26 protein-coding genes are annotated in these 23,800 nt (G+C 67.8%); 19 read left to right on the forward strand and 7 right to left on the reverse strand.

Annotated elements, in window-relative coordinates; all coding sequences use genetic code 11:
• Window positions 1–281 precede the first annotated feature (281 nt).
• Together ACW175_RS01400 and ACW175_RS01405 are read left to right on the forward strand one after the other, a co-directional pair.
• On the forward strand, window positions 282–647 hold the full coding sequence (locus tag ACW175_RS01400; protein ID WP_492102889.1) for a DUF736 domain-containing protein: 366 nt from the start codon (window positions 282–284) through the stop codon (window positions 645–647).
• 71 nt (window positions 648–718) lie between these two features.
• A complete protein-coding gene (locus tag ACW175_RS01405) occupies window positions 719–1,651 on the forward strand; it encodes an ArdC family protein (protein ID WP_492102890.1) in 933 nt (310 codons plus the stop codon).
• A gap of 37 nt (window positions 1,652–1,688) precedes the next feature.
• Here ACW175_RS01405 and ACW175_RS01410 read toward each other — a convergent pair whose 3' ends face one another.
• A complete protein-coding gene (locus ACW175_RS01410) occupies window positions 1,689–2,108 on the reverse strand; it encodes a helix-turn-helix domain-containing protein (protein ID WP_492102891.1) in 420 nt (139 codons plus the stop codon).
• 278 nt (window positions 2,109–2,386) lie between these two features.
• Between ACW175_RS01410 and ACW175_RS01415 the strand changes: the two genes are divergently transcribed.
• The 12 genes from ACW175_RS01415 (at window position 2,387) to ACW175_RS01470 (ending at window position 9,917) form a co-directional block, all read left to right on the forward strand.
• On the forward strand, window positions 2,387–2,722 hold the full coding sequence (locus ACW175_RS01415; protein WP_492102892.1) for a DUF736 domain-containing protein: 336 nt from the start codon (window positions 2,387–2,389) through the stop codon (window positions 2,720–2,722).
• Between the two features lie 107 nt (window positions 2,723–2,829).
• A complete protein-coding gene (locus tag ACW175_RS01420; RefSeq protein ID WP_492102893.1) occupies window positions 2,830–3,096 on the forward strand; it encodes a DUF2285 domain-containing protein in 267 nt (88 codons plus the stop codon).
• Window positions 3,097–3,203: 107 nt separating this feature from the next.
• Window positions 3,204–3,404 carry a transcriptional regulator domain-containing protein gene (locus ACW175_RS01425; RefSeq protein ID WP_492102894.1) on the forward strand — a complete coding sequence of 67 codons (201 nt, stop codon included), beginning with the start codon at window positions 3,204–3,206 and terminating at the stop codon, window positions 3,402–3,404.
• A 136-nt stretch (window positions 3,405–3,540) separates the two neighbouring features.
• The gene (locus ACW175_RS01430; protein ID WP_492102895.1) at window positions 3,541–3,933 is read left to right on the forward strand and encodes a DUF2285 domain-containing protein; all 393 of its coding nucleotides are present in this window, start codon (window positions 3,541–3,543) and stop codon (window positions 3,931–3,933) included.
• 127 nt (window positions 3,934–4,060) lie between these two features.
• A complete protein-coding gene (locus ACW175_RS01435; RefSeq protein WP_492102896.1) occupies window positions 4,061–4,357 on the forward strand; it encodes a helix-turn-helix transcriptional regulator in 297 nt (98 codons plus the stop codon).
• A 2-nt stretch (window positions 4,358–4,359) separates the two neighbouring features.
• Entirely contained in the window at window positions 4,360–5,445 is a 1,086-nt protein-coding gene (locus ACW175_RS01440; RefSeq protein WP_492102897.1) for a replication initiator protein A, read from the forward strand.
• Window positions 5,442–6,080 (forward strand): ParA family partition ATPase, encoded by a 639-nt coding sequence (gene parA, locus ACW175_RS01445; RefSeq protein ID WP_492102898.1) that lies wholly within the window; start codon window positions 5,442–5,444, stop codon window positions 6,078–6,080. Before ACW175_RS01440 ends, parA begins: the two co-directional genes overlap by 4 nt.
• Window positions 6,077–6,313 (forward strand): hypothetical protein, encoded by a 237-nt coding sequence (locus tag ACW175_RS01450; protein WP_492102899.1) that lies wholly within the window; start codon window positions 6,077–6,079, stop codon window positions 6,311–6,313. Before parA ends, ACW175_RS01450 begins: the two co-directional genes overlap by 4 nt.
• Window positions 6,310–6,786 carry a DUF2840 domain-containing protein gene (locus ACW175_RS01455; RefSeq protein ID WP_492102900.1) on the forward strand — a complete coding sequence of 159 codons (477 nt, stop codon included), beginning with the start codon at window positions 6,310–6,312 and terminating at the stop codon, window positions 6,784–6,786. Before ACW175_RS01450 ends, ACW175_RS01455 begins: the two co-directional genes overlap by 4 nt.
• A complete protein-coding gene (locus ACW175_RS01460) occupies window positions 6,783–7,307 on the forward strand; it encodes a S26 family signal peptidase (protein WP_492102901.1) in 525 nt (174 codons plus the stop codon). The genes ACW175_RS01455 and ACW175_RS01460 overlap by 4 nt, the downstream gene beginning before the upstream one ends.
• Window positions 7,304–7,951 carry a lytic transglycosylase domain-containing protein gene (locus ACW175_RS01465; protein WP_492102902.1) on the forward strand — a complete coding sequence of 216 codons (648 nt, stop codon included), beginning with the start codon at window positions 7,304–7,306 and terminating at the stop codon, window positions 7,949–7,951. The genes ACW175_RS01460 and ACW175_RS01465 overlap by 4 nt, the downstream gene beginning before the upstream one ends.
• A gap of 229 nt (window positions 7,952–8,180) precedes the next feature.
• On the forward strand, window positions 8,181–9,917 hold the full coding sequence (locus tag ACW175_RS01470; RefSeq protein WP_492102903.1) for a relaxase/mobilization nuclease domain-containing protein: 1,737 nt from the start codon (window positions 8,181–8,183) through the stop codon (window positions 9,915–9,917).
• Here ACW175_RS01470 and ACW175_RS01475 read toward each other — a convergent pair.
• A complete protein-coding gene (locus ACW175_RS01475) occupies window positions 9,914–10,462 on the reverse strand; it encodes a hypothetical protein (RefSeq protein ID WP_492102904.1) in 549 nt (182 codons plus the stop codon). The two genes, ACW175_RS01470 and ACW175_RS01475, sit on opposite strands and share 4 nt — an antisense overlap.
• Before the next feature lie 290 nt (window positions 10,463–10,752).
• Between ACW175_RS01475 and ACW175_RS01480 the strand changes: the two genes are divergently transcribed.
• The 3 genes from ACW175_RS01480 to ACW175_RS01490 all read left to right on the forward strand — a co-directional run bounded on the left by ACW175_RS01480 (window position 10,753) and on the right by ACW175_RS01490 (window position 14,250).
• On the forward strand, window positions 10,753–11,400 hold the full coding sequence (locus tag ACW175_RS01480) for a GntR family transcriptional regulator (RefSeq protein WP_492102905.1): 648 nt from the start codon (window positions 10,753–10,755) through the stop codon (window positions 11,398–11,400).
• Window positions 11,401–11,839: 439 nt separating this feature from the next.
• On the forward strand, window positions 11,840–12,484 hold the full coding sequence (locus tag ACW175_RS01485; protein WP_492102906.1) for a lasso peptide biosynthesis B2 protein: 645 nt from the start codon (window positions 11,840–11,842) through the stop codon (window positions 12,482–12,484).
• Between the two features lie 323 nt (window positions 12,485–12,807).
• A complete protein-coding gene (locus ACW175_RS01490) occupies window positions 12,808–14,250 on the forward strand; it encodes an asparagine synthase-related protein (protein WP_492102907.1) in 1,443 nt (480 codons plus the stop codon).
• On the opposite strand, the gene ACW175_RS01495 is transcribed toward ACW175_RS01490, so the two are convergent.
• The 4 genes from ACW175_RS01495 to ACW175_RS01510 form a co-directional block, all read right to left on the reverse strand.
• On the reverse strand, window positions 14,166–16,592 hold the full coding sequence (locus tag ACW175_RS01495; RefSeq protein ID WP_492102908.1) for a S9 family peptidase: 2,427 nt from the start codon (window positions 16,590–16,592) through the stop codon (window positions 14,166–14,168). The two genes, ACW175_RS01490 and ACW175_RS01495, sit on opposite strands and share 85 nt — an antisense overlap.
• Window positions 16,593–16,604: 12 nt before the next feature.
• Complete coding sequence (locus tag ACW175_RS01500; protein WP_492102909.1) at window positions 16,605–19,619, reverse strand: TonB-dependent receptor; 3,015 nt, start codon at window positions 19,617–19,619, stop codon at window positions 16,605–16,607.
• A gap of 124 nt (window positions 19,620–19,743) precedes the next feature.
• Window positions 19,744–20,736: a FecR family protein gene (locus ACW175_RS01505; RefSeq protein ID WP_492102910.1), complete on the reverse strand. Its 993-nt coding sequence runs from the start codon at window positions 20,734–20,736 to the stop codon at window positions 19,744–19,746.
• 13 nt (window positions 20,737–20,749) lie between these two features.
• Complete coding sequence (locus tag ACW175_RS01510) at window positions 20,750–21,271, reverse strand: RNA polymerase sigma factor (RefSeq protein WP_492102911.1); 522 nt, start codon at window positions 21,269–21,271, stop codon at window positions 20,750–20,752.
• Window positions 21,272–21,733: 462 nt separating this feature from the next.
• Here ACW175_RS01510 and ACW175_RS01515 point away from each other — a divergent pair, with 462 nt between their 5' ends.
• Window positions 21,734–22,375, forward strand: coding sequence for a DUF433 domain-containing protein (locus tag ACW175_RS01515; protein ID WP_492102912.1), 642 nt, complete (start codon window positions 21,734–21,736; stop codon window positions 22,373–22,375).
• Window positions 22,372–22,761, forward strand: a complete 390-nt coding sequence (locus ACW175_RS01520) for a DUF5615 family PIN-like protein (RefSeq protein ID WP_492102913.1) — start codon at window positions 22,372–22,374, stop codon at window positions 22,759–22,761. The genes ACW175_RS01515 and ACW175_RS01520 overlap by 4 nt, the downstream gene beginning before the upstream one ends.
• A 23-nt stretch (window positions 22,762–22,784) precedes the next feature.
• Here the strand turns inward: ACW175_RS01520 and ACW175_RS01525 are convergent, their stop codons facing one another.
• The gene (locus ACW175_RS01525) at window positions 22,785–23,702 is read right to left on the reverse strand and encodes a HEPN domain-containing protein (protein ID WP_492102914.1); all 918 of its coding nucleotides are present in this window, start codon (window positions 23,700–23,702) and stop codon (window positions 22,785–22,787) included.
• Window positions 23,703–23,800: the final 98 nt, after the last annotated feature.

The following is a 23,800-nucleotide window of genomic DNA, read 5'->3' on the forward strand; positions in this document are numbered from 1 at the left end:
AGCCATGGGACGGGGCCTTTGGCCTTGAACCGGGCCGACGTCCGTCGCGACCTCTCCTGGCTTCAACCGGACCGAGGCGGCGTCCGCCGGCAACCTTGGGGGCGGGTTTCTTCCCCGGCGCAAGCGCCTTCCTCGCGAGGCAACAAACCCGCGCCCGGCGGTCCTTCGCTCCGCTGCGGGGCCGCTTGCAGCGTCCTGCCGCCCTCCGCCTGACCCCGGTCTCCGGCGCGCCATCGAGGCCGCGATGGGCGCGGCTCGAGACAAAGCGAAAGGACTATCCCATGGCTCGCATCGGCACGTTCAAGGCCACGTCGGACGGTTTCACCGGCTCGATCCACACACTGCGGCTCCACGTGCGCAAGGTGGACTTCAAGTCCATCGAGGGCGACCCGGCCAAGTCGCAACCCGTCTACCGGGTCTTCGCCGAAGGCGCCGAAATCGGCGCGGCCTGGAAGCACACCTCCAAGAAGGGCGTCGAGTTCCTGTCGGTCAATCTCGACGACCCGAGCTTCCCGGCTTCAGTCAATGCCCGGCTCTACGCCGCCGAGGAGGGCTTCGACCTCGTCTGGACCCGCCCGGCCCGCAAGCGCGACGCCGAGGCCGAGGTCCCGGCCGAAGCCGAAGGCCAGCCCGAGCCGGAAGCCTAACGGCGCGGCCCAACCGCTCCCCGCCGCCGCGCGGCGGGGAGCCCCCATCCCCAAATCATCAGGAGGCCGCCATGTCGCGCGCCCAAGAGACCTCGCGCCCGGACGGCGCGACCCGCCAAGACCTCTATTCGACCATCACCAACCAGATCCTCGCCGATCTCGCCCAGGGGGTGATCCCTTGGACCAAGCCCTGGACCGCCGGGCACGGCGCCGGCCCCGTCTCCCGGCCCCTGCGCCATACGCTGGAGCCCTATTCCGGCATCAACACCCTGGTCCTCTGGGGCACGGCCGTCGAGCGGGGCTACGCCGCCCCGATCTGGATGACCTTCCGCCAAGCCCTCGAACTCGGCGGCGCCGTGCGCAAGGGCGAGAAGAGCACGACGGTCGTCTACGCCAACCGCGTCACGCGCCAGGACACCAACGACAAGGGCGAGGATGTCGAACGTTCGATCCCCTTCCTGAAGGCCTACCCCGTCTTCAACGTCGAGCAGGTGGACGGCCTGCCGGACCGGTTCACCGCCCTGCCGGCGATCCTGCCCGAAAGCGAGCGCATCGCCCGCGCCGAGGCGTTCCTGGACGCGATCGGCGCCGAGGTGGGCCATGGCGGCGACATGGCTTGCTACGACGTGGCGGGCGACCGCATCCGCTTGCCGGTCTTCGGGGCCTTCGCCAGCGCCCACGACTACTACGCCACGCGCGGTCACGAGACGGTGCACTGGACCCGCCATCCCACGCGCCTGGATCGCGACTTCGGTCGCGCGCGGTTCGGCGACGAGGGCTATGCCCGCGAGGAACTGGTGGCCGAACTGGGCGCTGCCTTCCTGTGCGCCGAGCTAGGCGTCGACCTTCGGCCGCGCGCCGACCACGCCGCCTATATCGGCTCTTGGCTGCAAGTGCTGTCGGGCGACAAGCGGGCGATCTTCACCGCCGCCGCCCACGCCCAGCGGGCGGTGGACTTCCTCAAGGGGCTGGCGGGCGAGACGCCCGTGGCGACCGAGGGCTGAGGACCCTGGCCGGCGGTGAAACGCCGCCGGCCGACCGTCAAGCCGTTTCGTCTTGAGGTTCGTCCGGGGCGAAGGCACGGATCAGGCCCAGGACCGAGGCGCGTTGGCGCGGCGGAAGCCGCGCTAGGTTGGCGGCCAGTTCCGCGCCCTCGCGCGTCGCCATCAGCTCCTGGATGGCCGCCGCGCGGGCGGCCATCTTCGGATCGGCCCCCTTGGGACCTTGACCGGGCAGCCCCTCGAAGAACCAGGCGATCGTCACCTTCAGCACCCCGGCCAGGGCGTGCAGCGTCGATGCGGAAATACGGTTTGTCCCTTTCTCGTATTTCTGGATCTGCTGAAACGTGACCCCGACCGCCTCGCCGACGGCGTGCTGGCCAAGGCTTCTCAAGGTGCGGGCTGCGCGCAGGCGATGTCCAACATGGACGTCGACGGGATGGGGCGATGGGGTACGGGGCAAGGATGAGGTCTCCGACACACGCCGGGTAGGGGCGCGGGTCTAGGACGCGCCAGGCGCCGCTCTTCCCTGGCCAACAGCCCGCCGATTTCACGCTAGCGCCTGTCTTTGCACGATCCCCGCCAGCGCGGGCTTGAGGCCGGCGCGCCGCGCCGACATCGTCGTTCCGCCGGCCGCCCTCGGGCCGTGACCGGCGCCGCCCCAGGCGGTAGCGACGACGTCTCGGGCGCCCCCCACCCGACCCGGACGTCGTCGCGAGCCCCTTCATGAAAGGATATGCCATGACCACGATCGGATTGTTCCGGCGCGAAGGCGACGGTTTCGTCGGCCGTCTCGCCACCCTGCAGATCGACGCGACCGTCCGCTTGGCGCCGGTGGACAAGGTCTCGGCCCGCGCCCCGGAATATAGGGCGTTCGTCGGCGAAACCGAGTGCGGCGCCGCCTGGAGGCCCATGGACCCGGCCTCGGGCGCGGTCTTGAACCTGCGCCTGGACGACCCGACCTGGGCCGAGCCGATCGACGCGCGACTGATGGCGGGCGAGGAGCCGCTGCCGCTCGTCTGGATCCGGCGCGACGACAAGGAACGAGAGCCGCGCACCAAGACCGCGCCGGGCTAGCGCCACGCGCCCGATGCCGCGACCGCATCACCCGATGCGATACGGAGGCCATCCCAACGGGCGTGAAATCCACTAGGGTCCGATCCCGGCGACGGGTGGGAGGCCCCATGAGCGACGATGACCTGCGCGACGAGCCGCCGCGCGAGCCGCACGTCACCGACTACGACCGCGCCCACCTGCAAGCCTATGTGCGCCTGCTGGACGCCGCCGCCGCCCACGCCGACTGGCGCGAGGCGGCGTCGCTCGTCCTGGGGCTCGACGTCGAGGCCGACCCAGGCCGCGCCCGGCGTGTGCATGACGCGCACCTGAACCGCGCGCGATGGATGTCGACGACCGGCTATCGCGGCCTCGTCGGCGGGGGCGGGCCAAGGTGATGCCGCGCCGGCATCACCTGTTCTCGAAAAGCCGCCTTCCCGGCGGAGCGACAGCTCGAAAGATCAAGCTCTAGCTCAATCAGAGAGCGAACCAGCTGGAGTCTCTCATGTCGCCAGACGCGTCCCGATGGCGTTTCGCCGAAGCTTACGACTATTTGGATGAACTGCCAGCGGCGGACCTAGCGTGGGAATGCCTCCGGCGAAATCCTGAGTACCGAGACGCCTACCAGCGCGCCGAAGCCGGGAGCGCGCCCGACGACTGGAGCGCGCGCTGGGGGCTGCGATTTCCCAGCCGATCCTTCGCTTGAAGCCCCTGCCGCCGAGGTCTGGTGGCGGCCGGAGATCGACCCAGGTCTCGTCTTGCTCGCCCCCTCGCCAATCGCCGCTGGCGTCCAGTTAACCCCGCCGGCCACCGCCCGGTCGGATGCGGGCCAGGCGTGGTGGATGCGGGCGCGCGGGCGCGATCGCCAGCGCCTAGCCCTCCTGGCGGGTGGGGTCGATGTGGCCGCCAGTCCCTCGGCCGCCGTCATTCCCCTCGACGCGAGCCTGCCCGCCCGCCTCGAGGCGGTGGCGCGGCTTTGGCGCGACCTGCAGGGGCGGGCCTGGAGCAACACCTCCATCACCCCCCAGCGCCGAAGCCGGCTGAAGGCGATGCTGCGCGCGCTAGACGGTCGACAGGACGGGGCGGCCTATCGCGACATCGCCGTAGCGCTCTACGGCGCCGGGCGCGTGGCCGCCGAGCCTTGGAAGACCTCGTCCTTGCGCGACGCCACCATGCGCCTGGTGCGCGACGGCCGCGCCATGTTGGCGGGCGGATACCAGGGCCTACTGCGATAGCGCCGGCTAGGGGTGCGATCTTGCCCTGGCGATCTTCGCACTCCCCGCCCGGGCGCGGCCCTCGCCACGCTCCCCTAGTCCGCGCAAGGCCATCCTGGCCAACGCCGCTGGACCCGGGAGCTTGCCGATGTCCGCCACTTCGCCCGCCAACCCGCCCGCCGCCGGGGCGCGTTTCGTGCGCACCCAGCAGGCGGCCGCCTATCTTGGCCTGTCGCACCGCACCTTGGAAAAGCACCGCACCTATGGAACGGGGCCGGCCTATCGCAAGCTGGGCGGACGGGTGGTCTACGCCATCGAGGATCTCCAGGCCTGGGCCGATCGCGGCGCCAAGGTCTCAACGACCGATCCGGGCGTCGGCGACGTCCTGCCGGCCAAGCGCCATGGCGAGCAGGCCGAGGCCCACTCCGCCCCGGGCATCGGCTGACCATGGCGCGCCAACCCGCCTTTGGCCTGGGCGAACGGGAGCGATTGCATCCTTTCGTCGTCGCCGCCGGAGACGCTAGTCCCCGCGACCAGCGCGACCTGATGGAGCGCCCGTTCTTCTCGCTGTCCAAGTCGCGCCGCGTGCGCCCGATCCTCTACCAGTCCGGCGCCGTAGAGGTGCAGGTCCATGGGTTGCCCGAGCACGGCATGGCCACGATCTGGGACGCCGACCTGCTGATCTGGGCCGCCTCCCAGATCGTCGATGCCGAAAACCACGGGCTGCGCACCTCCCGGCTCCTGCGCTTTACGCCCTACCAGATGCTCACCGCCGTTGGACGGGCGACCGGGGCGACCGAGTACCGATTGTTCAAGGCTGGGCTGCGCCGGCTGCAATCGACCGTCGTGGCCACCACCATTCGCCAAGGCGAGCATTGGCGACGCCAGCAGTTCTCTTGGATCAACGAATGGGAGGAACGCAGCACGCGGACTGGGCGGGTCGAGGGCGTGGAGATCGTGCTGCCCGACTGGTTCTATCGCGGGGTGGTCGATCGCTCGCTCGTCCTGACCATTGACCCGCTGTATTTTCGCCTGACCGGCGGCATCGAGCGCTGGCTCTATCGCGTGGCCCGTAAGCACGCTGGTCGCCAAGCCCATGGTTGGGTGTTCGAGCTGCAGCACCTGCATCGCAAGTCCGGCAGCCTCGCCCGGCCCTCGGACTTCGCCCTCGACATCCGGCGCATCGTCGCCCGCCAACCCCTGCCGGGATACCGCCTGTCCCTGGATCGCGCCGACGGCCACGAACGGCTCTGGATCGCGCCGCGTGGGCCAGCGCGCTTTGTGGACGAGCCTGTGAATGGGGTCGTGAGATCAGGCGCAGCCATTATCGGGATATCGGGCGCGACCGACACGGGAGATCAGGCGTACCGACAGACGCCAATCCCAGGCCAGGCAAGGCCTGGGCCATCGCCTAACTTAGACTCTAACCCAGACTCTAACTTCTTGGTTGTTGGGCGGGACGCGTCCGGTGGACGCGGCGTTGGCGACCGGACTGGCGGACGGTCTGGCGCGCGGCCGGGAGCGCGCCCATGATCGTGGCGCTTCTCAACCAGAAAGGCGGGGTGGGCAAGACGACCCTGGCCGTCAACCTCGCCGGGCGATGGGCCGCGCAGGGGCGGCGCGTCATCCTGGTCGACGCCGATCCGCAGGCCTCGGCCCTGGACTGGGCGCAGGCCCGGGCGCACGCCGGCCTGCCCCGCGCCTTTGGTGTCGTTGGGCTGCCGCGAGACACCCTGCATCGCGAGGCGCCCGACTTAGCGCGCGGCGTCGACCACCTCATCATCGACGGCCCGCCCAGGGTCGCTGCCCTCATGCGCTCGGCCTTGCTGGCCGCCGACCTCGTCGTGGCGCCGGTGCAGCCGTCTCCCTTGGATGGCTGGGCTTCCGAGGAATTGCTGCGGCTGATCGAGGAAGCGCGGATCTACCGGCCAAGCCTGCGCGCCCGCTTCGTCATCAATCGCCGCCTGGCCCGCACCATCATCGCGCGCGACACGGCCGATGCCCTCGCGGGCCAGGAGATCGGCGCCCTGTCGGCGCAGGTCGGCCAGCGCGTGGTGTTCGCCGATGCGGTCCGCACCGGACGGCTCGCCAGCGAGCTCGCGCCGAACAGTTCGGCCGCGCGCGAGATCGCCGCCCTGGCCGCCGAGATCGAGGGCCTGTTCCCATGACCAGCAAGCCCTTCGCCGCTCGCCCGGCCGCCGGCGCGGTCGGAGCCGAAGCCTGGGTCAAGTCCAAGGCGGCCCTAGACGATCGCGCGGCGGCCTTCAGCGCCCGGCTGACGATCGACGTCACGCCCGCCTGTCGCGCGCGCATCAAGATCGCCGCCTTCGCGCGAGGCCAGACGGTCGCCGACATGGTGCGCGAGCTCTTCGATCGCGAGTTTCCGGAGCAAGCGCCATGACGAGGCTGGCCGCGCCGGACACTGCGGTGGACCTCACCTGGATCGCGGGGAAGGTCGAGGATTGGCTGCGCTTTGGCCGCTTCAAGGCCGAGGTGCTCCACGATCGCCGCCGCCGCACGGTCGTCTTTGCGCCTGGCGCCATCTTCGCCCTGGTGAGGTGGGAAGCGGGTGACTATGGCACGGTGCGCTCGGGCCTGGAGATCCTCGTCGCCGCCCAGACCGGCGCGGCGATGACGACCCGGCCAGGCGTCAGGCCCGGCGCGCAGGTCTTGGCCGCGGTGGCGGGATGGACGCGCGTGCAAAGGGCCCTGGCCGCGATTGACGCGGCCGAGGCCTGGGGCTTGGCGGGACACCGGGTCGCGCCAGACTATTGGCGCCATGTCCACAATCGCCTGGCCGCCGGATTGGCGCCACGGCCCTACGACCGCGAGCGCCATCGGGCCTGGCTGCTGCGCCAACGGGTGCGCGCATGAAGGTCGGCCGGGTGCTCTTCCTGGGCGCGGTCGGCTGCGCGCTGCTGACATGGCGGCCCGCCCCGCCACGGCTGATGTGGAACGCCACCGCCAGCGTGCCCGTGGGTCTCTACGCCCTCTCGCCCGCTAGCCCTCTGGCGCTGGGCGACCTCGTCGTCATTCGCCCCCCTGGCGCGATGGCCCGGTTGCTGGCCGCGCGCGGCTGGCTGCCGCCCGGGGTGCCGCTGATCAAGCCCGTGGCGGCGCTTGAGGCTCAGGTCGCCTGCAGGAGCGGCGCGATGGTCAGCATCGATGGTTTCCCCGTGGCCATGGCCCGTCGAGCGGACACCATGGGCCGCACCCTCCCGGCCTGGGAGGGATGCCAGCGCCTGCTGCCGGACGAGGTCCTGGTCTTGAGCCCCGTCGCTGGCAGCTTCGATGGGCGCTACTTCGGCGTCCTGCCTGGCTCGGCGATCGCGGCCAAGGCAAGGCCGCTCTGGATCCCGCGTGCGCCGGCCGGACGTGAAGGAGCGGCGCGGTGAAGGGGCGCGACCTAGCCCTCGCGATCGTGGGCTGCCTGACCGTGGCGGGGCCGGGCCATGCTCAAGCGCCCGGTCTAGATGCGCCCAGTCTCGACGTAACCACGCTCCAGGAGGGCGGCCTGCACGCCCCGCACGTGCAGCGCGCCGCGGCGAGGTTCGGCTTGCCTGCGGAGCTGGTCGCCGAAGTGATCCGCGTCGAGAGCCATGGCCGCTCCGACGCGGTGTCCCGGGCCGGCGCCATAGGCCTCATGCAGTTGATGCCCGGAACCTGGGCGGAGCTTCGCGGTCGCTTTGGCCTGGGCGACGACCCATTCGATCCAGCCGACAACGTCATGGCGGGCGCGGCCTATCTTCGGATGCTGCTGGATCGCTACGGCGCGCCCGGCTTCCTGGCCGCCTATAACGCCGGGCCCGGTCGCTACGAGGAAAGTCTGGCGGGCCGTCCGTTACCCCTGGAGACGCGGCGATATGTCGAGCGCTTGTCGGGTGTCTCGACACCGCGCTCACGAGTCCTGGCGTGGCGAGAGGCGGGCCTCTTCGCCGCCCCGTGGCCCGTCCAACTTGGCGCGTCTCAAGCCGCGAGCGACACCGCCAACGCCCCTTCGGGAGGCCTATTCGCATCACGACGGTCGCCATGGCCGTGAGCCGGAGGCGTCCGATGGGCAGGGCGGGGTGCAAGCCGATAGCGAGCGGGAGCGTAGCCAAGCGAAGCCGAGGAAGATGGCAAGATAAAAGCAGCGCCGGCGGTTCGCACGCGAACCCTTGTGGCGCTGGGGGTTGGCGCGCCATCGCCGCCGAGGCGGCGCTGGCGCGTGGGCCTGAAGGCCTCGTTTTTTCAAGGGGCTTGCCGACGGCGGCTTGCCAGCGCCCCGCATGAACGAATTCGACGACGATTTCTTGCTGAGGCCAGGCCGGGTGCGCAGCGACCGTGGCGGCGCGGGGCGAGGGTTCCTGGGCCAGGTTCGTCGCGCCACCCAGAAGGCGGCAGGCGGCGGCATGGGCGGTGGGCGTAGTCAGCGCGGCCGCACCGCGGCCGGCTCGGGGCGAGGGCTTGGCCGTGGCGGCGCGCCAGCCAATACGCGTCGCGTCGCCGTCGTGGGGCGCATTGTCCGCCACAGCGGCTCTCGCTACCGCGCAGCGCCCTTGGCTCGACACATCGCCTACCTCGAGCGCGACGGCGTGACCCAGGATGGCGAGCGCGCCCACATGTTCGACGCCCAGGGCGATGCGGCCGACATCGAGGACTTCGCCGCGCGGTGCGAGCCGGACCGACACCATTTCCGCTTCATCGTCTCGCCCGCCGACGCCGGCGAGCTGTCGGACCTACGGGCCTTCACCCGCGACCTGATGCGCCAGGCCGAGGCGGACCTGGACACGCGCCTGGACTGGGTGGCGGTCGATCATTGGAACACCGACAACCCTCACGTCCATGTGCTGGTCCGCGGCAAGGCCGACGATGGCCAGGACCTAGTGATTTCCGGCGACTACATCGGACGCGGCTTTCGCGAGCGCGCCCAGGCCTTGGCGATCCTGGAGCTGGGGCCTCGCTCCGAGCTGGAAATGGCCGCGGCCCTCGAGGCCGAGGTGAGCGCCGAGCGCCTGACAAGCCTGGACCGCGGGCTGCGCCGCGCCGCCGATCGCGACACCGGCGTGGTGGACTTGCGCGTAGCGACCCAGGACCCGGCCCATCCCCGATTGCTGATCGCCAGGGCCCAGGTCCTGGAGCGGCTTGGTTTGGCACAGGACGACGGACCAGGGCGATGGCGCCTGGCGACGGACCTGGAGGATCGCCTGCGCGATCTGTCCGAGCGAGGCGACGTAATCAAGACCCTGCACCGGGCGATGGCGCGCAACGGCAGGACGCTCGACACTTCGCGCCTGTCACTGCACGACCAAGCCGCCAGCGAGCCCATAGTTGGGAAGCTGGTCGAGCGCGGGCTCCGCGACGAGCTGGCTGGCACGGCTTACGCCATCGTCGATGGCGTCGATGGCCGGCAACATCACCTGCCGTTCGCCAGCCTGGAGGAGACCGGTGACGGCAAGCCCGGGTCGATCGTCGAGTTGCGCATGTTCTCGGGCAAGGACGGGTTCACCCAGCGCAGCCTGGCCACCCGCAGTGACTTGCCGCTCGAAGCCCAGGTCAATGCGCGCGGCGCCACCTGGTTGGATCGCCAGCTGCTCGGCCAAGACATCGAGCCCGGGGTGGGCGGCTTTGGGCAGGAGGTCGGCCAGGCCGTTGTCCGCCGCGCCCAAGTACTGGTCGATCGCGGCCTAGCCCGCCGTCGGGGCGACGTGATCTCGCCGGCGCCGGGATTGCTGGCCAGGCTGCGCACGCAGGACCTTGCCGCGGCGAGCGCCAACCTCGCGGCCGAGACAGGCTTGGTGGCGCGCGAGGCCAAGCCGGGCGACGCCGTCGCCGGGGTCTATCGGCACCGCCTGGACTTGGCGTCGGGACGTTTTGCGATGATCGACGATGGCCTTGGTTTCCAGCTCGTCCCTTGGCGTCCAAGCCTGGAGGGGCGCCTTGGCCAGGCCGTCTCGGGCGTGGCGACGCCGGGTGGGGTGGACTGGACGATGGGCCGAACGCGCGGCCGAGGTCCCGCGCTCTAGGTCTCTTCCGGAGGTTTGGGAGGCTCGGGCGCCTCTGGATCCTCGGGTCGCTCGGCATCGTCAGGGCCAGACGCGCGGGGCAGGCCCAAACGACCGGCGTTGTTGGCCAACCAGCTGTCGTTGTCGTGCTGGGCGGCGCGAGCCTGGCCCGCCAGGTCCTTGAACATCGCCCGATAGGCCGAGACGAAGGTGGTGGTTTCCAGCCGGGCGATGCTCTCGCCCGCATCCTCGACGAATTCTTGCAGGGTGATCATGAAGGCGATCATCGCCTTGTTCTGGGCGGTGTAGGCGGCGAACTCCGGCTTGCCGATCTGTACTGCGGCCAGCACGCCGATCGGGTCGCAGTCGATGGCGGCCCCGAAGCGCTGCACATGGTCGAGGTTGAGCTGGCCGCCGCCAGCCTCGAAATTCTGGTAGCCGCGCAGCGACAGGCCCAGGGCGGCGGCGAGATCTCGCGAACGCGCCGGGCGGATAGCCCGCACCGCGCGAAGGGCGAGGGATAGAAGCTGACCGCGCTTGCGGCCGTCCGTGTCCTTGTCGCTCATCCAGTCCCACGCAACGCAATCTACCCTAGGTATACCAACGCTTTGGCGCCTAGCGGAAGTCGGTGCGCGGCAAGATGGCGGCGCTCCGGGCAAGGGCGCCGTTCTTAGGGCAGTGTCAAGTAAAGCGCAAATCTATACGCGCATAGATAATGCGCATACGCGCAAATATTATGCGTAGTAGAATAATATAAGACCTTCTGCTCACGGTTGACTGTCGAGTAATTGCGACTAACTGTGAATAGTAGCGTGCCGGAGCGATTTTCTGGCGGGCATAGCGTTTGGAGGCCCGTTTGAGAATTACTTCACACGGAAAGCCGAGGGATCCCTTCAGCACCGCTCTCGAGGCCCTTCGCCATGCGATCGCCAGCGGGCGGATGGTGTTGGGAGAACCGCTGACCGTCACCGACCTAGCCCAAGACCTTGGGCTGAGCGCCACGCCGATCCGCGAGGCGCTCTCGCGGCTGGCGGGGGAAGGCCTGATCGAGGATCGACGCGGACGCGGTTACTTCGCGCGGCGTCTCGACATCTCCGACCTTGTCGAACTCTACGGCTTGCGCAGTCTCTACCTCGTCGGCGCCGTCGAGGGCGCCCTGGTCACCCAGGGACGCGGCGCGTGGATCGCTGATGATGTCGAGCACCCGCCAGCGATGGGGCCCGCCCAGGCGATAAGGCAGGTGTTCGACCAAGTCATCGCCCAAGGCGGCAATCGCGCGCTGTTCGAGGCCTATCGCGTGGCCAGCGATCGCCTAGCCCCCGCGGCCATCGCCGAGTCCGAACTCTTCCCCCTCCAGGACGAAGGGGCGGCCCTGCAAGAAGCCCTGACGCAAACGCCCGCCGAGCGCGTCCAGGCCATCATTGGTTTCCATCAAGCGCGCCAGGAGCGCGCGGGAGAGTTGGTTCGCGTTATGCGAGCTCGGGCGACTATATCCAGCCTATAGGTGCAATATTCTGCCAATGCAGATTGATAGGTGCGCTGATGATTTCGCCGCAACGGTGCGGCGATTTCATCAAAGGAGCGTGCCATGACCATCACCAGCAAGAAGCGCCTCATCCGCCTGGGCGACGCCAAGCGCCTGACGCAAGGCGAAGACGGCCCCGGCGTCGAGAACGCCCTGATCCGCAAGGACATCGGCTGACAAGCCCGCCGGCCTAGCTGGCGACGATGGGCGGCTCCGCTGGAGCCGCCCAGTTTCGGACCAATCTCATGGAGGCTGCGATGCAGACCCAATCCAAGAGCCGGCTCATCCGCCTGGGTGACGCCAAGCGCCTGACCCGAGGCGATTCCGGTACGGGCCTGGAAATGGCGACGTTCCATTTCGAACAGGGCTGAACCTAAGCGGCGTCGGTGCGCCGGCGCCGCGTTCTCGGGAAATCCACGTGCCTAGCCATCTTTCGCCGAACGCTTATCTCGCCGCTATCGGAGCCGACATTGTCGTGCTCGACACCCGCAACAACGCCTACTTCTGTTTGCCGGACGCTGCTGGCGCCGTTCAGGTTGTCGGGCGAACCGTCACGATCAGCGACGCTGCCCTGGCCGAAGAATTCGAAGGCGCGGGTTTCCTGGCTTCCAGCCCTTCCGCCCCGCACGACGCCACGTCGCCGCGTCCGACGCGGGACCTTGGCATGAGGACGGCGGAGCGCGTCTCCGCCAACGATCTCGCCGTGATCCTTGGCGCGTGGCTTTCGATGTTCACGCACTACCACGGTCGGTCCTTTGACAGCCTGCTCAAGGTCGCTCGCAACGGGCGCAAGGGCGGCGGTATCGACAAGCCAATCGACGGCGCGATCAAGTTGGTTGCGGCCTTCGAGCGTGTCTTGCCTTGGCTGCCCTTCCAAGGCGTCTGCCTCTATCGGGCGTTCCTGTTGCTGCAGGTTTTGCGCAGACGTGGATACGACGCGCGCTGGGTGTTCGGCGTGCGAACTTGGCCTTTCCTGGCTCACTGCTGGCTGCAGGTCGGCGAGACGGCGCTGGACGACACGGCCGATCGACTCGTCGCCTTTGAACCCATTCTGGTGGTCTGATGGAGGGCTTCCTTGTCGTCTATGGCGACGCCGCGACACGCCGATCCCGAGAGGCCTTGGAGCCGGGCCTGAAGGCGATCGGATGGCGACTAGCCCGCGCCAACGACGCCGCATGTCTGTTCACGCGGGACGAAACGCCCGTCCGTGATCTCGGTGACCAATGGGTTGTCGGCGAGCTTTTCGTCCGTGGAAGCGGTCGCCCGGCGCCGCCCAGGCTAGAGCCGCCAGCCACTCAAGAAGACCCGTCGTGGCGGGCGGCCAGTCACATGGTCTCTTGCTACTGGGGCCGATACGTCCTTGTCGCACCAGGCGCTCGCGCGGTCATGCGCGATCCCTCGGGCCACATGGATTGCCTAGCCTGGGAAAGCGCGCTCGGGTGGGTGGCGGGTTCCGAGATCCCCGACGATCTCCCCGCCTTGGCCATGCCGATCGACCTTGGCCTGGACTGGAAGCAAATCGCCGTGCTCGCAAGGGGCCAACCCACGCCGGGCGTGCGCCTTGGCCTCGTCGGCGTCGCGCCCGTGCTGCCAGGCGAGCTGAAGACGCTCGGCTCGTCGGGTCTCCGCCGCTTGGCTTGGGATCCGGTGATCGTCGCCAGCACGCCGCACGGGTCCTATGAGGCCTCGCGAAAGGCCGTCGCCCAGGCCGTCGAGGAAAGCCTGACCGCCGAACTGGCCTCGGGCGAGACAATCTTGGCGGAGATCTCCGGCGGGCTCGACTCGGCGATCATGTCGACCACGCTGGCCAGGTTGGGCGGTGAGTCGCGATCGCGCTTCGTGAACTTTCACGCCTCGGACCCGGCAAGCGACGAGCGGCCTTTCGCAAGGGCTGTCGCGGGATGCGCCGGCGTGGATCTTGTCGAGCTGCAAAAGCCGGAGTGGGTGCTGGACGCTGCCGCCCTTGAAAACCTGCCGGTGGCCGTACGCCCATCCGTCAACGGCGTCGATCGCCACTACGATGCAGAGATGGCGGCCCAAGCCCAGGCCAGCGGCGCAGGGCGGATCCTGACGGGGCAGGGTGGCGATATCGTTTTCTTCCAGAGCCCAACGCCGGCCATCGTGTCGGAGCTGTGGGGCCCGTGGCTTCGGCACCCTCGCGCCGATCCCCTATGGCGACAACTTGAGACCGCGGCGCGATGGAATCGCCGCTCGGTCTGGTCGCTCCTGGGCGAGGCCGCCCGGGAAGCGTGGAGGGCGCGGCCGGCCCCGACTGGCGGCGAAGACCACCCGTGGCTCTCTCGAGCGCTTCCACCCGCCAAGGCTCGACAAGTCCGCAGCCTGGCCCGCGCCCAACTGTTTCATGGCGCCAGCCTCCGAGGCCGGCAGGCCAAGCTGATCCATCCACTTCTCCACCAGCCCGTCCAGGAGGCGGTCCTAGCCGCGCCGGCGATTGATCTTGCACGGAACGGGCAAGGCCGATCGCTGGCGCGCGACGTGTTCGCGGGGCAGCTGCCAGACGCCGTCCGCGACCGTCGCTCCAAGGGGGACCTGACCGCCTACTATGGCCGCATGGTCCTTCGGAGCCTTCCGGCAATCGTTCCCTTCCTTCTGGAGGGCCGACTGGCCCAGGAACAAGTCCTGGATCGAGGAGAGGTCGAAGCCCTCCTCGATCCAGACCGGCTTATCCACGAAGGCGACTATCCACGCCTCTTCGAGATTCTCATCCTTGAGGCGTTTGTCCGTCACTGGGAGGCGCGCGTGGGGTCGCTGGCGGCCGGGAGCGGCCGCGCGAGGCGATCGGAAAGCCAGGGCAGGACCTCCGCGTAGATGGCGCGGATGTTGGCTGGGCTCGTCGGCAAATGACCTTCGCCAAACAGCGAGACCAGGGTGGCGTCCTTGTCCTGCCGATAGAGGGCGTTGAACATGGCTTGGCCCTCGGAGAGCGGGACGTGATCCTGGTCGGCGAAGATCAGCATCAACGGCGTGGTGATCCGGTCCGCCTGCAAGAGCGGGCTATTTCTCACGTAGCGCGCGGTCTCGCGCCACGGCGGGCCCTTGAGCGCCCCTTGGCCTGTCTCGCCGTATCCCATGTAGCTTGGATTGGGCGCGCCATCTTCCGGCGCGGTCGAGAAGTAAGGCTGCACCGCGCCCCACCGCGCGATATAGTTGGAAGGACCCGACTGGGCGATGATCGCCTTGAACCGATGGGTCTGCGTCGCCGTCACGAGGGCAGCGTAACCCCCAAAACTATGCCCCCAGAGCGCCAAGCGCTCGGGATCGGCATAACCTTGGTCCACGACTCCATCGACCACGGCCAGGATCTGGTCGGCCAATCCCTCGGCGGGTTCACCCTTGGAGCGATCACGCGGCAATCCCGGCACGAGGACGGCGTAGCCCTGAGCCGCGAGCAGCGGTGCGTTCGGCGTCATCGCTTGGGGCGAGACGCCAAGCCGGCTTGGAACACGCTGGGGCGCCGATCCTGGGTAGGGCACGACGACCAGCGCCAGGCGCTGGCCTGGCCGCCAGCTGGGCGGCAGGCGTAGCCAGCTCCTGACCGGCTTGCCATCACGTCCGGTCGTCTCGATGGCGCGCACTTGGCCAAGGTCGAGCTGGGCGAGGCCCTGGTTGATCCTCAGGAGCTCTCGGTCGTGATCGATGCCTCCGGAAACTGCGACCCTGGCCGCGCCGTTCGGCGGACGCTCCTCATAGACGAGCCCCGCAGCCGCGAGGACGAGCGGCCTGGCGTCCGGGCCAAGCGGAGTGAGGTCCGCCGAAGACGGATCGACGAGCCCCAGCGCACCACGCAGCAAGGGGGTCGGCGAGCGCCAGGGCGCGGCCGCGATGCGTGACCCGGCGCCGAAGGTGGCGGGCCGAAACCAAGCTGTCCCAGCCCCCTTCATGCGGACAGCGCCAGCGGCGTCGATCCGCCAGGCGACGCCATCCACAAGGCCAAGCATCACTTTGTCGTCGACGATCGCGATATCGGCAGGAGCGGCGGGCAAGGTCGAGGTCAGATTGATGGCGCGCTCGCCAGTGAGGGCAAGCCAGTCAGCCCTGCTGGCCTCGGCCGTTTTGGCCAGCACGATCGGGCGATCCCCGAGCCAATCGGCATGGACGGTGGCGAACCCCTCCCCGCCATAGTCCAAGTCAGGCCGCACGCCGCCTCCAACACTCGAACGCTTGCCGGTCGCGCCGTCGATGACCACCAATTGGCCCGTCTCTTCGGAGGACCGCGCATCATGTTGGTAGGCCAAGAGGCGGTCCCCCGTTGGCGCCCAGGCCATTGGCTGGATCAGGGTGGTGCAAGACGTGCACGGGTCTTTGCGAGCTCCGGTCTTCAAGTCGATGATCATTAAGGCGCGGCGCCGATTGGGCGCGCTCATGCGAACCGCAGGGGTGTCCACGAGCCCAATGGGTTCGGCCTCGCTCAAGGCGGCGATGAACCGTCCGCTCGGCGAGACTTCCAGGTCGAGGAGTCCGCCAGTCGCCAGCGTCGTGACATTGCCAGTCCTAAGGTCGAGACGGACGAGACGTCGACTTTCGTTGGCTGTCGCGCGGCGCGCAGCCCCGCTTCCCATGACCGTCACCGACGCGACCTTGCCGAGGGACTGGCGTTCCCAAAGCGCTGTCGTCCTGGCTTGGTTTTGCCATCCGAGCTTGACGTGGATCGGCGCGTCGCCCTGCTCCAGGGCGATAGCCACCAGCGACGTATCCGACAGCCAGTGGAGGCTCCGTCCATAAAGGCCCTGGTCGACACCAAAGCCGAGCCAACGGACAGACCCGGTCCGCAGGTCGACCACGCCGGTGTCCCACCGCCGCGCCATCCAACGATGGACGACTATCTTCCGGCCACTGGGCGCGAAGGGGCCCGCAATGTAGCCGGCCTTGGGGCTGGGCTTGAGCAAGGGTCTTGCGCGTTCGCGCCGCGTGAGATCGACGATCATCAGCCGACCATTGGCGGCGGCGGGTATCTCGAAATCAAAGCGGTCGGCCTGATCGTAGGGCCGTTCGGTTTCGATCACGAGATGGCGGCCGTCTGGTGACAGCGCGCTGCCACCGAGGGCTTCCTGCGCCAGGAGGCGATCAAGGGTGAGAGGCTGGGCCCCGGCCGCGCATGCGCCCAGGGCCAGCCAGGCCGCCAAGAGGCGGCCCAGCCAGCTTGAGGTCATGGTTATCTCCGCCTACCAGCGCTTGGTGAGCTGAAGGGAGACGAAGCGACCTAGGGGATCGGCGTTGGCGGGATCATAGCCCACCCCGACCGGCGTGTCGTAGAAGGGAGGATCGGTGTCGAACAGGTTCTGGACGGACAAGGACAGCGTCAGGCCGTTGGTCACGCCCTCGCCCTGTCCGCGCCATGAGACCTGGGCGTCGGCAGTCGTCCAACTGTCGATCTTCACGCCGCTGGCGGTGGCGTAGTCATCGACGTAGTTGACGCCCGTGGCTATCGACCAAGCCTTCCGAGACCAGCTGGCGCCTAGCTTGGCGCGCAAGTCGACCGGTTGGCCGGCGGTGTTGAGAAGCGTAAGCCAACCGGTGTCGGGCGTGACCTTGCGCTCGTAGTCGAGCAGGTACGTAACAGCGCCGGTCAGGTCGAGACGCCCCCCGGCAAGGTCGCGGCCGAACCGTCCTGACAGGTCGAGGCCTTGGACATGCAGGCCGCCCGTATTGACGTAGCGCCCATCGACGATGGCGGTATAGGCGTTGGCCGGGTAGAGGCCCCCGTTGGTCGTCGTGGCGATCAACGCGGCGATCTTGGCTTGGTCCGCCGCGTTGTTTGGATCCAGGTACTGCACGAACGCGCCGTAGGCGACGTTTCCGAGCACGTTGTAGATGTTTTCGTAGACGGGCGTGCCGATCTGCCCGGCAAAGCGCGTGTCGAACCAGGTCGCGGACACTTTCAGGCCCGGCCAACGCTCCGACGCGTAGTCGACGCCGGCCGTCCAAGACTTTGCCTTCTCGGGCTGGAGGTTGGGATTGCCGCCCGCCCTGAGAAGCACAAGCCTGTTGACGCCTGCATTGGGCAGGAACACGGGCCCAGCATCCTGTGGCTCGAAGACTTGCGGCAAGGACGGCGCCCGGAAGGAAGTGCCGTAGCTGGCGCGCAGGTTCACGGACTGGGTCGGAACCCACAGCACGCCGATCTTCGGGTTGCTTGTGCTCCCCACATCGTCATACCGCTCGATGCGGCCGGCGACCGAGAGTTCAAGCCGCTGGACGCCGGGGAGGGCGTTGTCAGGGCCGACCAGAGGCACGCGAAGTTCCGCGAAACCGGCGCTGACGGTGCGCCTGAACGGGCCTGTGACGGTCCTCGTCTCGGTTGCCCGCGAGGTCATGGCCAGCGTGCGCGTATCAAAGTGTTCTTGGCGAAACTGGCCGCCGACGGCCAGTTTCACGGGGCCGCCGGGAAGGCTAAACAGCGTCCCGTCAGCCTGGCCGTTCAGGGTGGTGACGTTGCTAGCGTAGCGACTGTGGACATAGCCGCTGCCAATGAAGTCGAGCACCGCCTTGCTGTTGGCGCCGCCATCGCCAAACGGATTGAAGTAGCCATCACGCGCGGCGACATAGGTGGTCGCTGGATCGTCGGCGATCGTGCCGAGCGCTTCGCTGAGGAAGCGGGTGTTCAGGCGGTTGGTGCTGGATCGCCGCATCACCTCTTCGGCGTAGGCGCCATAGAGGTTGGCGTGCCACGTGCGCCCCAGGTCGATATCGGCCGCCAGCGACGCTCCGAGGCTGTCGGACGTCCCGCGTGAGCGCAGCGGTCCAAGTTCGTCGGTGAAGGAATAGCCGATGACGTGGGACGTCGAGCCATTGGGCGAGACGAAATAGGGGTTGGCGCGTGTCACGGTCAGGTTGGTCACCGAGCCAGGCAGCGCGAAGGCGGAGCGCCGCTTGCTGATCCGGGCGTCGCCGCTGATTTCCAGCCGAGGGGCGAGTTCTTGCGCGAAGGCTAGGTAGGCGCCGTCGCGATCCTGTTTGGGTAGGATGTCGGAGCCCGTGCGCTGGTTTTCCAGGTTGACGACGCCGGCCTGGAAACTGGCTGGTGTCAGCCCCGTCCCCGATTGCCCTGCTGGGATCGCCCACGTCGGCACATAGACGCCGGCGGCGGCGTTGAGCACCAGGATGTTGCCAGGGTGGCTGGTGACTAGCCGATGGTCCGTCCCGCCCAACGAACGCAGGTCCGCGTTGGCGGTGAAGGCGCGATCGGCGCTTGCCAAGTGGTCTCGCTCATAGTGCTCGTACGAGATCAGGGCGTGGCCACTGGACCATGCGGCGCCAAACGTCTGGGCGAATTGACGCTCGAAGGCGCCCCCACCGGTCGCCGCCCCGACGCGAGCCCGCGTCTCGGCTCCCGAGAAATCCTTCTTGAGTATGACGTTGATGACGCCACCCACCGCGTCGGAACCGTAGAGGGCCGAGGCGCCATCCAGCAGTATTTCAACGCGATCGACGGCCGAGGCCGGCAGGGCCGAAACATCGGCGAAATCGCCTTGCAGGCCAGAGCCTGACATACGTCGTCCATTGACCAGGACCAGCGTCGCCGAGGCGCCCAGGCCGCGCAGGTTCACGCCGGTCGACATGGCAAGGTTCGACCCTGTTCCGTCCGTGTTGGCCAAGGCCGCGTCCGGCGAGCTGGCGCCGCCGAAGGCTTGCGGCAGCTCGGTCAGCATGTCGGAGATGTTTGCGCGGCCAGACCGATCAAGGTCGTCCCGAGACAAGGTGACTACCGGTGAGACGCCGTTAGCCGACCCCCGAATGAGCGATCCCGTAACGACAAGCTCCTCAAGCGCCGTCGGTTCGGCCGCCTGGGGTTCGGCCTGCGACAGCACCGAGCGCGGTTCGACGAGGTTCACCTGGGCCGGGCGGCGTTTGAGAACGAACGCGTTGGCGCCGCCACGGCGAACATCGATCGGCAAGCCGGACAGAAGCTTCTCGATGGCTTGCTCCGGTTCCAAGCGCCCGCGCAGTCCGGTGGTCTGCAGGCCAACGACAAGGTCAGGTGTATAGACGAGCTGGCGTCCGCTCTGGGCCGCGAAGGCGAGCAAGGCAGTGTCCAGTGAGCCTGCGGGAATGTTGAACTCGACCAGCGGAGCTTGGGCCACGGGCGCGGCAAGCGCCTGCGCCGAAACCATGGGAGCCGCCAGGATCGAGGCGGCGATCCCCGCCAATAGCCGCCGTTTAAAAGCGTTGATGCGCACGAAAATAGTCCCCTCGGACGCCTGGCCGGCGTCCGTCGTCGGACGGATCTTCGAGGCACGGAACATGACGTCGTCGGATTGACGCGCCACCCCGCCTTCGTCCCTGGAGCGACTGAAGAAAATTCTACTGGCTCGCGCTGCGGCCTTCCGCCCGACTGAGCCGGATCACGCCCTTGGCCGGCCGCGTGACCGCCAGATCGTGCAGTTCCGCCACCGATCCGACGAAGGTCTCGGTGTCGCCGGCGTCGAAGGCGCCGGTGATCGGGTCACTGGCCATAGACCCAAGATCAAGCTCCACCCGGGTCCGGTTGTAGCGATTGACCTCGGCCACCGCGTCCACGAGCGGCGTGGCGTGGAAGACGAGCCGCCCGCTGGTCCAGCTGGTCGCCGAAACGACATCGACGGGCCTGGGCGTCGGCGCCTGCGCGCCCGTACGAATCCCTTGGCCTGGGGCGAGGCGCCAGACACCGTCGGTTCCTTCACCATCGTGGCGGACCTCGACCGAGCCCCTGACCAAGGTGACGCGAACGCCTTGGTTGTCTCGCCGAACGTCGAAGCTCGTTCCCAGGGCGGTCACGGCGGTGCCGTCCGCCCGCACGACGAAGGGGCGGGACGGGTCATGCGCGACGTCGAACAGCGCCTGGCCTTTTTCCAGCTGGATGTCGCGGCGCTGGCCCGAGAGGCGCACCTGGACACGCGTGTCAGTATCGAGCTTCAGCGTCGAGCCATCCGCGAGGCGCACGAGGCGTTGTTCGCCAACGCCCGTCGAATAGGTCCTTGGACCCCACGCAAAATAGCCGGCCGAGCCAAGCACGACCACGGCAGTCAACCCCGCGAAGGCGATGATCGGCCCAGTGCCCCTTGCACGACGTGTTGAAGGTTTTGCCCTTGAGAGCGTTTCGGCCATGGCGGCCTGGATCTCTGGATCCGCTTTAAGGGAGTCGCTCCGCCGCCAGAGCGCATCGATCTCGTCATAGGCTTCCTTGTGACCAGGCGCCTTGCGCCACAGCCGGAACGCCTCCAGTTCGGAGGCGGCGACGTCGCGCTTCTTGAGGCGCGCGAACCAATCGGCGGCCTCGTGTCGCGCTTGGTCTGTCGGAACGGTCGAGAGAGTCATGGCCGTCTTCCGCTCAATCCTGCTGCCGCGTGGTGCAATGGGACATCGCCTTGCTCAGCCGCCATTCGACGGCCTTGACCGATAAACCACAGCGTGTGGCGATCTCTTCATACGTCAATCCGTGAAAGCGGCTCAAGATGAAGACGTCGCGATAGGCCTCCGGAATGGAGAGGATCGCCTCCTTGAGCAAGAGATCGTCCAAGGGAGCGCCCACCATGGGCGGGCCGACCTCGGCCTGGCGACCTTGGTCTGCGAAGCGTCCTCGCACGGCGCGACGCCGCAAGACATCCTTGGCGAGGTTCACGGCGACCCGCATGAGCAGCGCTTGCGGACGGCGGATGCTAGCCGGGTCATGCGGCGCTAGGCGCACATAGGTCTCCTGGACAACGTCCTCGGCCTCGAGCCCCTGGCCAAAGCGCTTGCGCAGCATCGCCTCCAGCCACGGCGCGTAGCGCCGATAGAGCTGGTCAAGATCTTGGTCGCCATCCCACCCGCCGTCGGGCTGGGTGGCTACGCGCGGGATGTTCCGGTCCATCGCCAACTCCGCTGGTCTCGGAGGCGAAACGGAAACACTCGGGCGGCTAGGGACGCGCGGCCGCGAAGACGCGGACACGTTCATGCGAGCCCGCTAGGCAGGCGCGCGCGGTCAGCCGCAGAGGGCTTTTCGCTATGGCTCTAGTTATCGCACGGGGTTTCCACGCCCCACCAGCGCGCTAGGCGCCGGCGGTTGAATCCTGAATCAATCGGAGGCCTGGCGCAAGCGGCGAACACCGATAGGCGAGTTGGGGGCGGGCGTTGGAACCTCGTGCGTTCGCGAAAGGCCCGCTGATTTCAGCCCCGACCGCCGCCGATTACCCCCGGCTCAAGATCGAGGCCTATAGAGCGGCGCCCGCGTTTGGATGGTTACGGGCGTCGGGTGTGGCGATCAAGAGCGCGCATACCCCTTGGCGGATAGACAGGGAGTGCTTATTATTTATTCTCTGGATGGAGATGAATTATGGGCGCCGCTCGCCTCTACACTCCCGCCGAAGCCGCCGCGGTCAGCGGACTGGCGCTGAAGGCGGTCAACAATCTGATCGACAAGCACATCGTCGATGTCGCCAGACCCCAGGCGGGGCGTTCCGCGCGCCGCTATCTCACCCATAGCCATCTGCTCTGCATGCGGCTCGAGCACTTCCTGGCGGGCAGCTTGCCGGTCGATCGCCGACAGGTCCTGTTTCGTCAGGTCGAAGCTATGCCCAATGCGCGGATGGTGCAGGCCAATAGCGTCCTGCACGTCGATGTTGCGGAGGCCCGTCGTGAAGTGGACGCCAGGGTCCGGGATCTCGAGACCGCCGAGGCGCTCATCCATAGCGACGCGGCGACCTTGAGCGGCGAGCCGGTGTTTCGCGGCACCCGCATCCCGGTCTACGCCATTGCCGCTATGTTGGACGCTGGCGCGGACCCAAGCGAGCTCCTGGACGGCTATCCCAAGCTTGATCAACACAAGCTCGAGCTCGCCCGGCTGTGGGTCGCCGCCCATCCTCGTCGCGGTCGACCCAAGCGTTTGGCCGACCACGGGGTGAAGGCGACTTCGGCCAAGAGGGTCCAATTGAAGTCCGACCCCCTGCCGAAGGGGTCGACGGCGGATCGGTCGTGAACATCCTTGTCGATGAGTGCCTGCACACGTCTCTGGTGCAGGTGGCCATCGATCGCGGCCACGAGGCGACACACGTCACCTGGCGGGGCATGGCCGGCGTACAGGATTGGAACCTGATGGAGCCGATCCGTCAGGAGCTCTTCACGTTCGTCACCAACAACGCCCGGGATTTTCGGCGCCTCTATGCCGAGGAAGAAGTCCATGCGGGGCTACTGATCGTCGTGCCGTTCGTTACGCCGGCCGAGCAGCGAATCCTGTTCGAGGCCATCCTCGACGACATCGGCGGCCAAGAGCTGATGAACGAGGTTGTCGAGATCAGTTACGTCGACGGCGATCCAACGATCTTGCGGTATCCTCTGCCGCTCGATGAGGGCGCCGCGGGCTAGCGTTCAAAGACCTTGTCCGTCGGTCAGGCCGCAGCCTTTCGAAGATGGTCGATCCGCTCCTGGCAGATGGTCTCAACGACCTTCTGCAGGTCGCTCACACGCGCCTCAAGCCAGTCCAGGTGCTCGTCGGAGATTTGGTAGAAGTCCGAGTAGCGCGCCTCGACATAGGCTCGGCGGATCAGGTCGAACCCCTGGCGCTCGAACTTGTTGGTCCTGGGCCAGATGCCGAGCATCCGACTGTCGAGTTCCTCGGCGCGGTCGCGCAACAAGTTAAGCCGGTGGGTCTTCGCGCTGTAGAGGGCCAGGGTCAGTACGAGGCCATGGTAAAATTTCTCGGCGGCCTGATGGAGTAGAAATGCTGCCTCTTTGGGGCTGCCGTCTGAGCGAGCAAACTTAGCAAGTCTTGCAAAGCTCCCCCCGCTGCGCTGCCACTCGTCAGCGTAACCCTTTGTCTGAGTGAAGGCATCGTGGGCGGATAGCGTCGTTGGCTGCACAAACGGAAAGCCGCTTTCCTCGAAAAGCGTAATCCCGTCTCTCAGGATGTCCTTAAAGAAGTAGCGGCCTAGGCGAAGCTGCTCGTTCACATCGTCCAGGCTGTGGACCACGAAGTTGGGCTGAGTGCGCAGAAGCTCGCCCGAAGCCAGGGCGTCGAGAAGTCGTTCATCCGGCTTGCCCCAGAACTCCTCCAACTCCGTCAGGTCCTCGTGGTTGACCACCACCAGCAGGTCGTAGTCCGAGAAGTAACGGCCCTTGGGATCCTCGACCCAGTCCCCGCGCGCATAGCTGCCGAACAAGATGATCTTCAGCAGCTTACCATTGCGAAAGCGCGGCATGGTCCGACGGCTGAGCGCATCGGCAAACCCTTCACGCAGGACCTGCACGACGAAGTCGAGCTCCTTGCGCTTGCCAGCGGGCAGGTGGTCCAGCGAGGTCTTCATCATCCGTCCGGCCGCGTGGCAATCGAGAACGCCACGGCCGCGGCCGCCGTGGGGCGATAGGGCTGCCGGATTGTCCGGCGTGGAGCGAGTCTAAGGCGCCA

It is taken from the genome of Caulobacter sp. FV1ye6ST (assembly GCF_058681225.1).

Excerpts from the sequence above, each read along its gene's own strand:
- ACW175_RS01400 (WP_492102889.1), top strand. The coding sequence starts at position 282 with ATGGCTCGCATCGGCACGTTCAAGGCCACGTCGGACGGTTTCACCGGC.
- ACW175_RS01405 (WP_492102890.1), top strand. The coding sequence starts at position 719 with ATGTCGCGCGCCCAAGAGACCTCGCGCCCGGACGGCGCGACCCGCCAA.
- ACW175_RS01415 (WP_492102892.1), top strand. The coding sequence starts at position 2,387 with ATGACCACGATCGGATTGTTCCGGCGCGAAGGCGACGGTTTCGTCGGC.
- ACW175_RS01420 (WP_492102893.1), top strand. The coding sequence starts at position 2,830 with ATGAGCGACGATGACCTGCGCGACGAGCCGCCGCGCGAGCCGCACGTC.
- ACW175_RS01425 (WP_492102894.1), top strand. The coding sequence starts at position 3,204 with ATGTCGCCAGACGCGTCCCGATGGCGTTTCGCCGAAGCTTACGACTAT.
- ACW175_RS01430 (WP_492102895.1), top strand. The coding sequence starts at position 3,541 with ATGCGGGCGCGCGGGCGCGATCGCCAGCGCCTAGCCCTCCTGGCGGGT.
- ACW175_RS01435 (WP_492102896.1), top strand. The coding sequence starts at position 4,061 with ATGTCCGCCACTTCGCCCGCCAACCCGCCCGCCGCCGGGGCGCGTTTC.
- ACW175_RS01440 (WP_492102897.1), top strand. The coding sequence starts at position 4,360 with ATGGCGCGCCAACCCGCCTTTGGCCTGGGCGAACGGGAGCGATTGCAT.
- parA (WP_492102898.1), top strand. The coding sequence starts at position 5,442 with ATGATCGTGGCGCTTCTCAACCAGAAAGGCGGGGTGGGCAAGACGACC.
- ACW175_RS01450 (WP_492102899.1), top strand. The coding sequence starts at position 6,077 with ATGACCAGCAAGCCCTTCGCCGCTCGCCCGGCCGCCGGCGCGGTCGGA.
- ACW175_RS01455 (WP_492102900.1), top strand. The coding sequence starts at position 6,310 with ATGACGAGGCTGGCCGCGCCGGACACTGCGGTGGACCTCACCTGGATC.
- ACW175_RS01460 (WP_492102901.1), top strand. The coding sequence starts at position 6,783 with ATGAAGGTCGGCCGGGTGCTCTTCCTGGGCGCGGTCGGCTGCGCGCTG.
- ACW175_RS01470 (WP_492102903.1), top strand. The coding sequence starts at position 8,181 with ATGAACGAATTCGACGACGATTTCTTGCTGAGGCCAGGCCGGGTGCGC.
- ACW175_RS01475 (WP_492102904.1), bottom strand. The coding sequence starts at position 10,462 with ATGAGCGACAAGGACACGGACGGCCGCAAGCGCGGTCAGCTTCTATCC.
- ACW175_RS01490 (WP_492102907.1), top strand. The coding sequence starts at position 12,808 with ATGCGCGATCCCTCGGGCCACATGGATTGCCTAGCCTGGGAAAGCGCG.
- ACW175_RS01495 (WP_492102908.1), bottom strand. The coding sequence starts at position 16,592 with ATGACCTCAAGCTGGCTGGGCCGCCTCTTGGCGGCCTGGCTGGCCCTG.
- ACW175_RS01505 (WP_492102910.1), bottom strand. The coding sequence starts at position 20,736 with ATGACTCTCTCGACCGTTCCGACAGACCAAGCGCGACACGAGGCCGCC.
- ACW175_RS01510 (WP_492102911.1), bottom strand. The coding sequence starts at position 21,271 with ATGGACCGGAACATCCCGCGCGTAGCCACCCAGCCCGACGGCGGGTGG.
- ACW175_RS01515 (WP_492102912.1), top strand. The coding sequence starts at position 21,734 with ATGGGCGCCGCTCGCCTCTACACTCCCGCCGAAGCCGCCGCGGTCAGC.
- ACW175_RS01525 (WP_492102914.1), bottom strand. The coding sequence starts at position 23,702 with ATGATGAAGACCTCGCTGGACCACCTGCCCGCTGGCAAGCGCAAGGAG.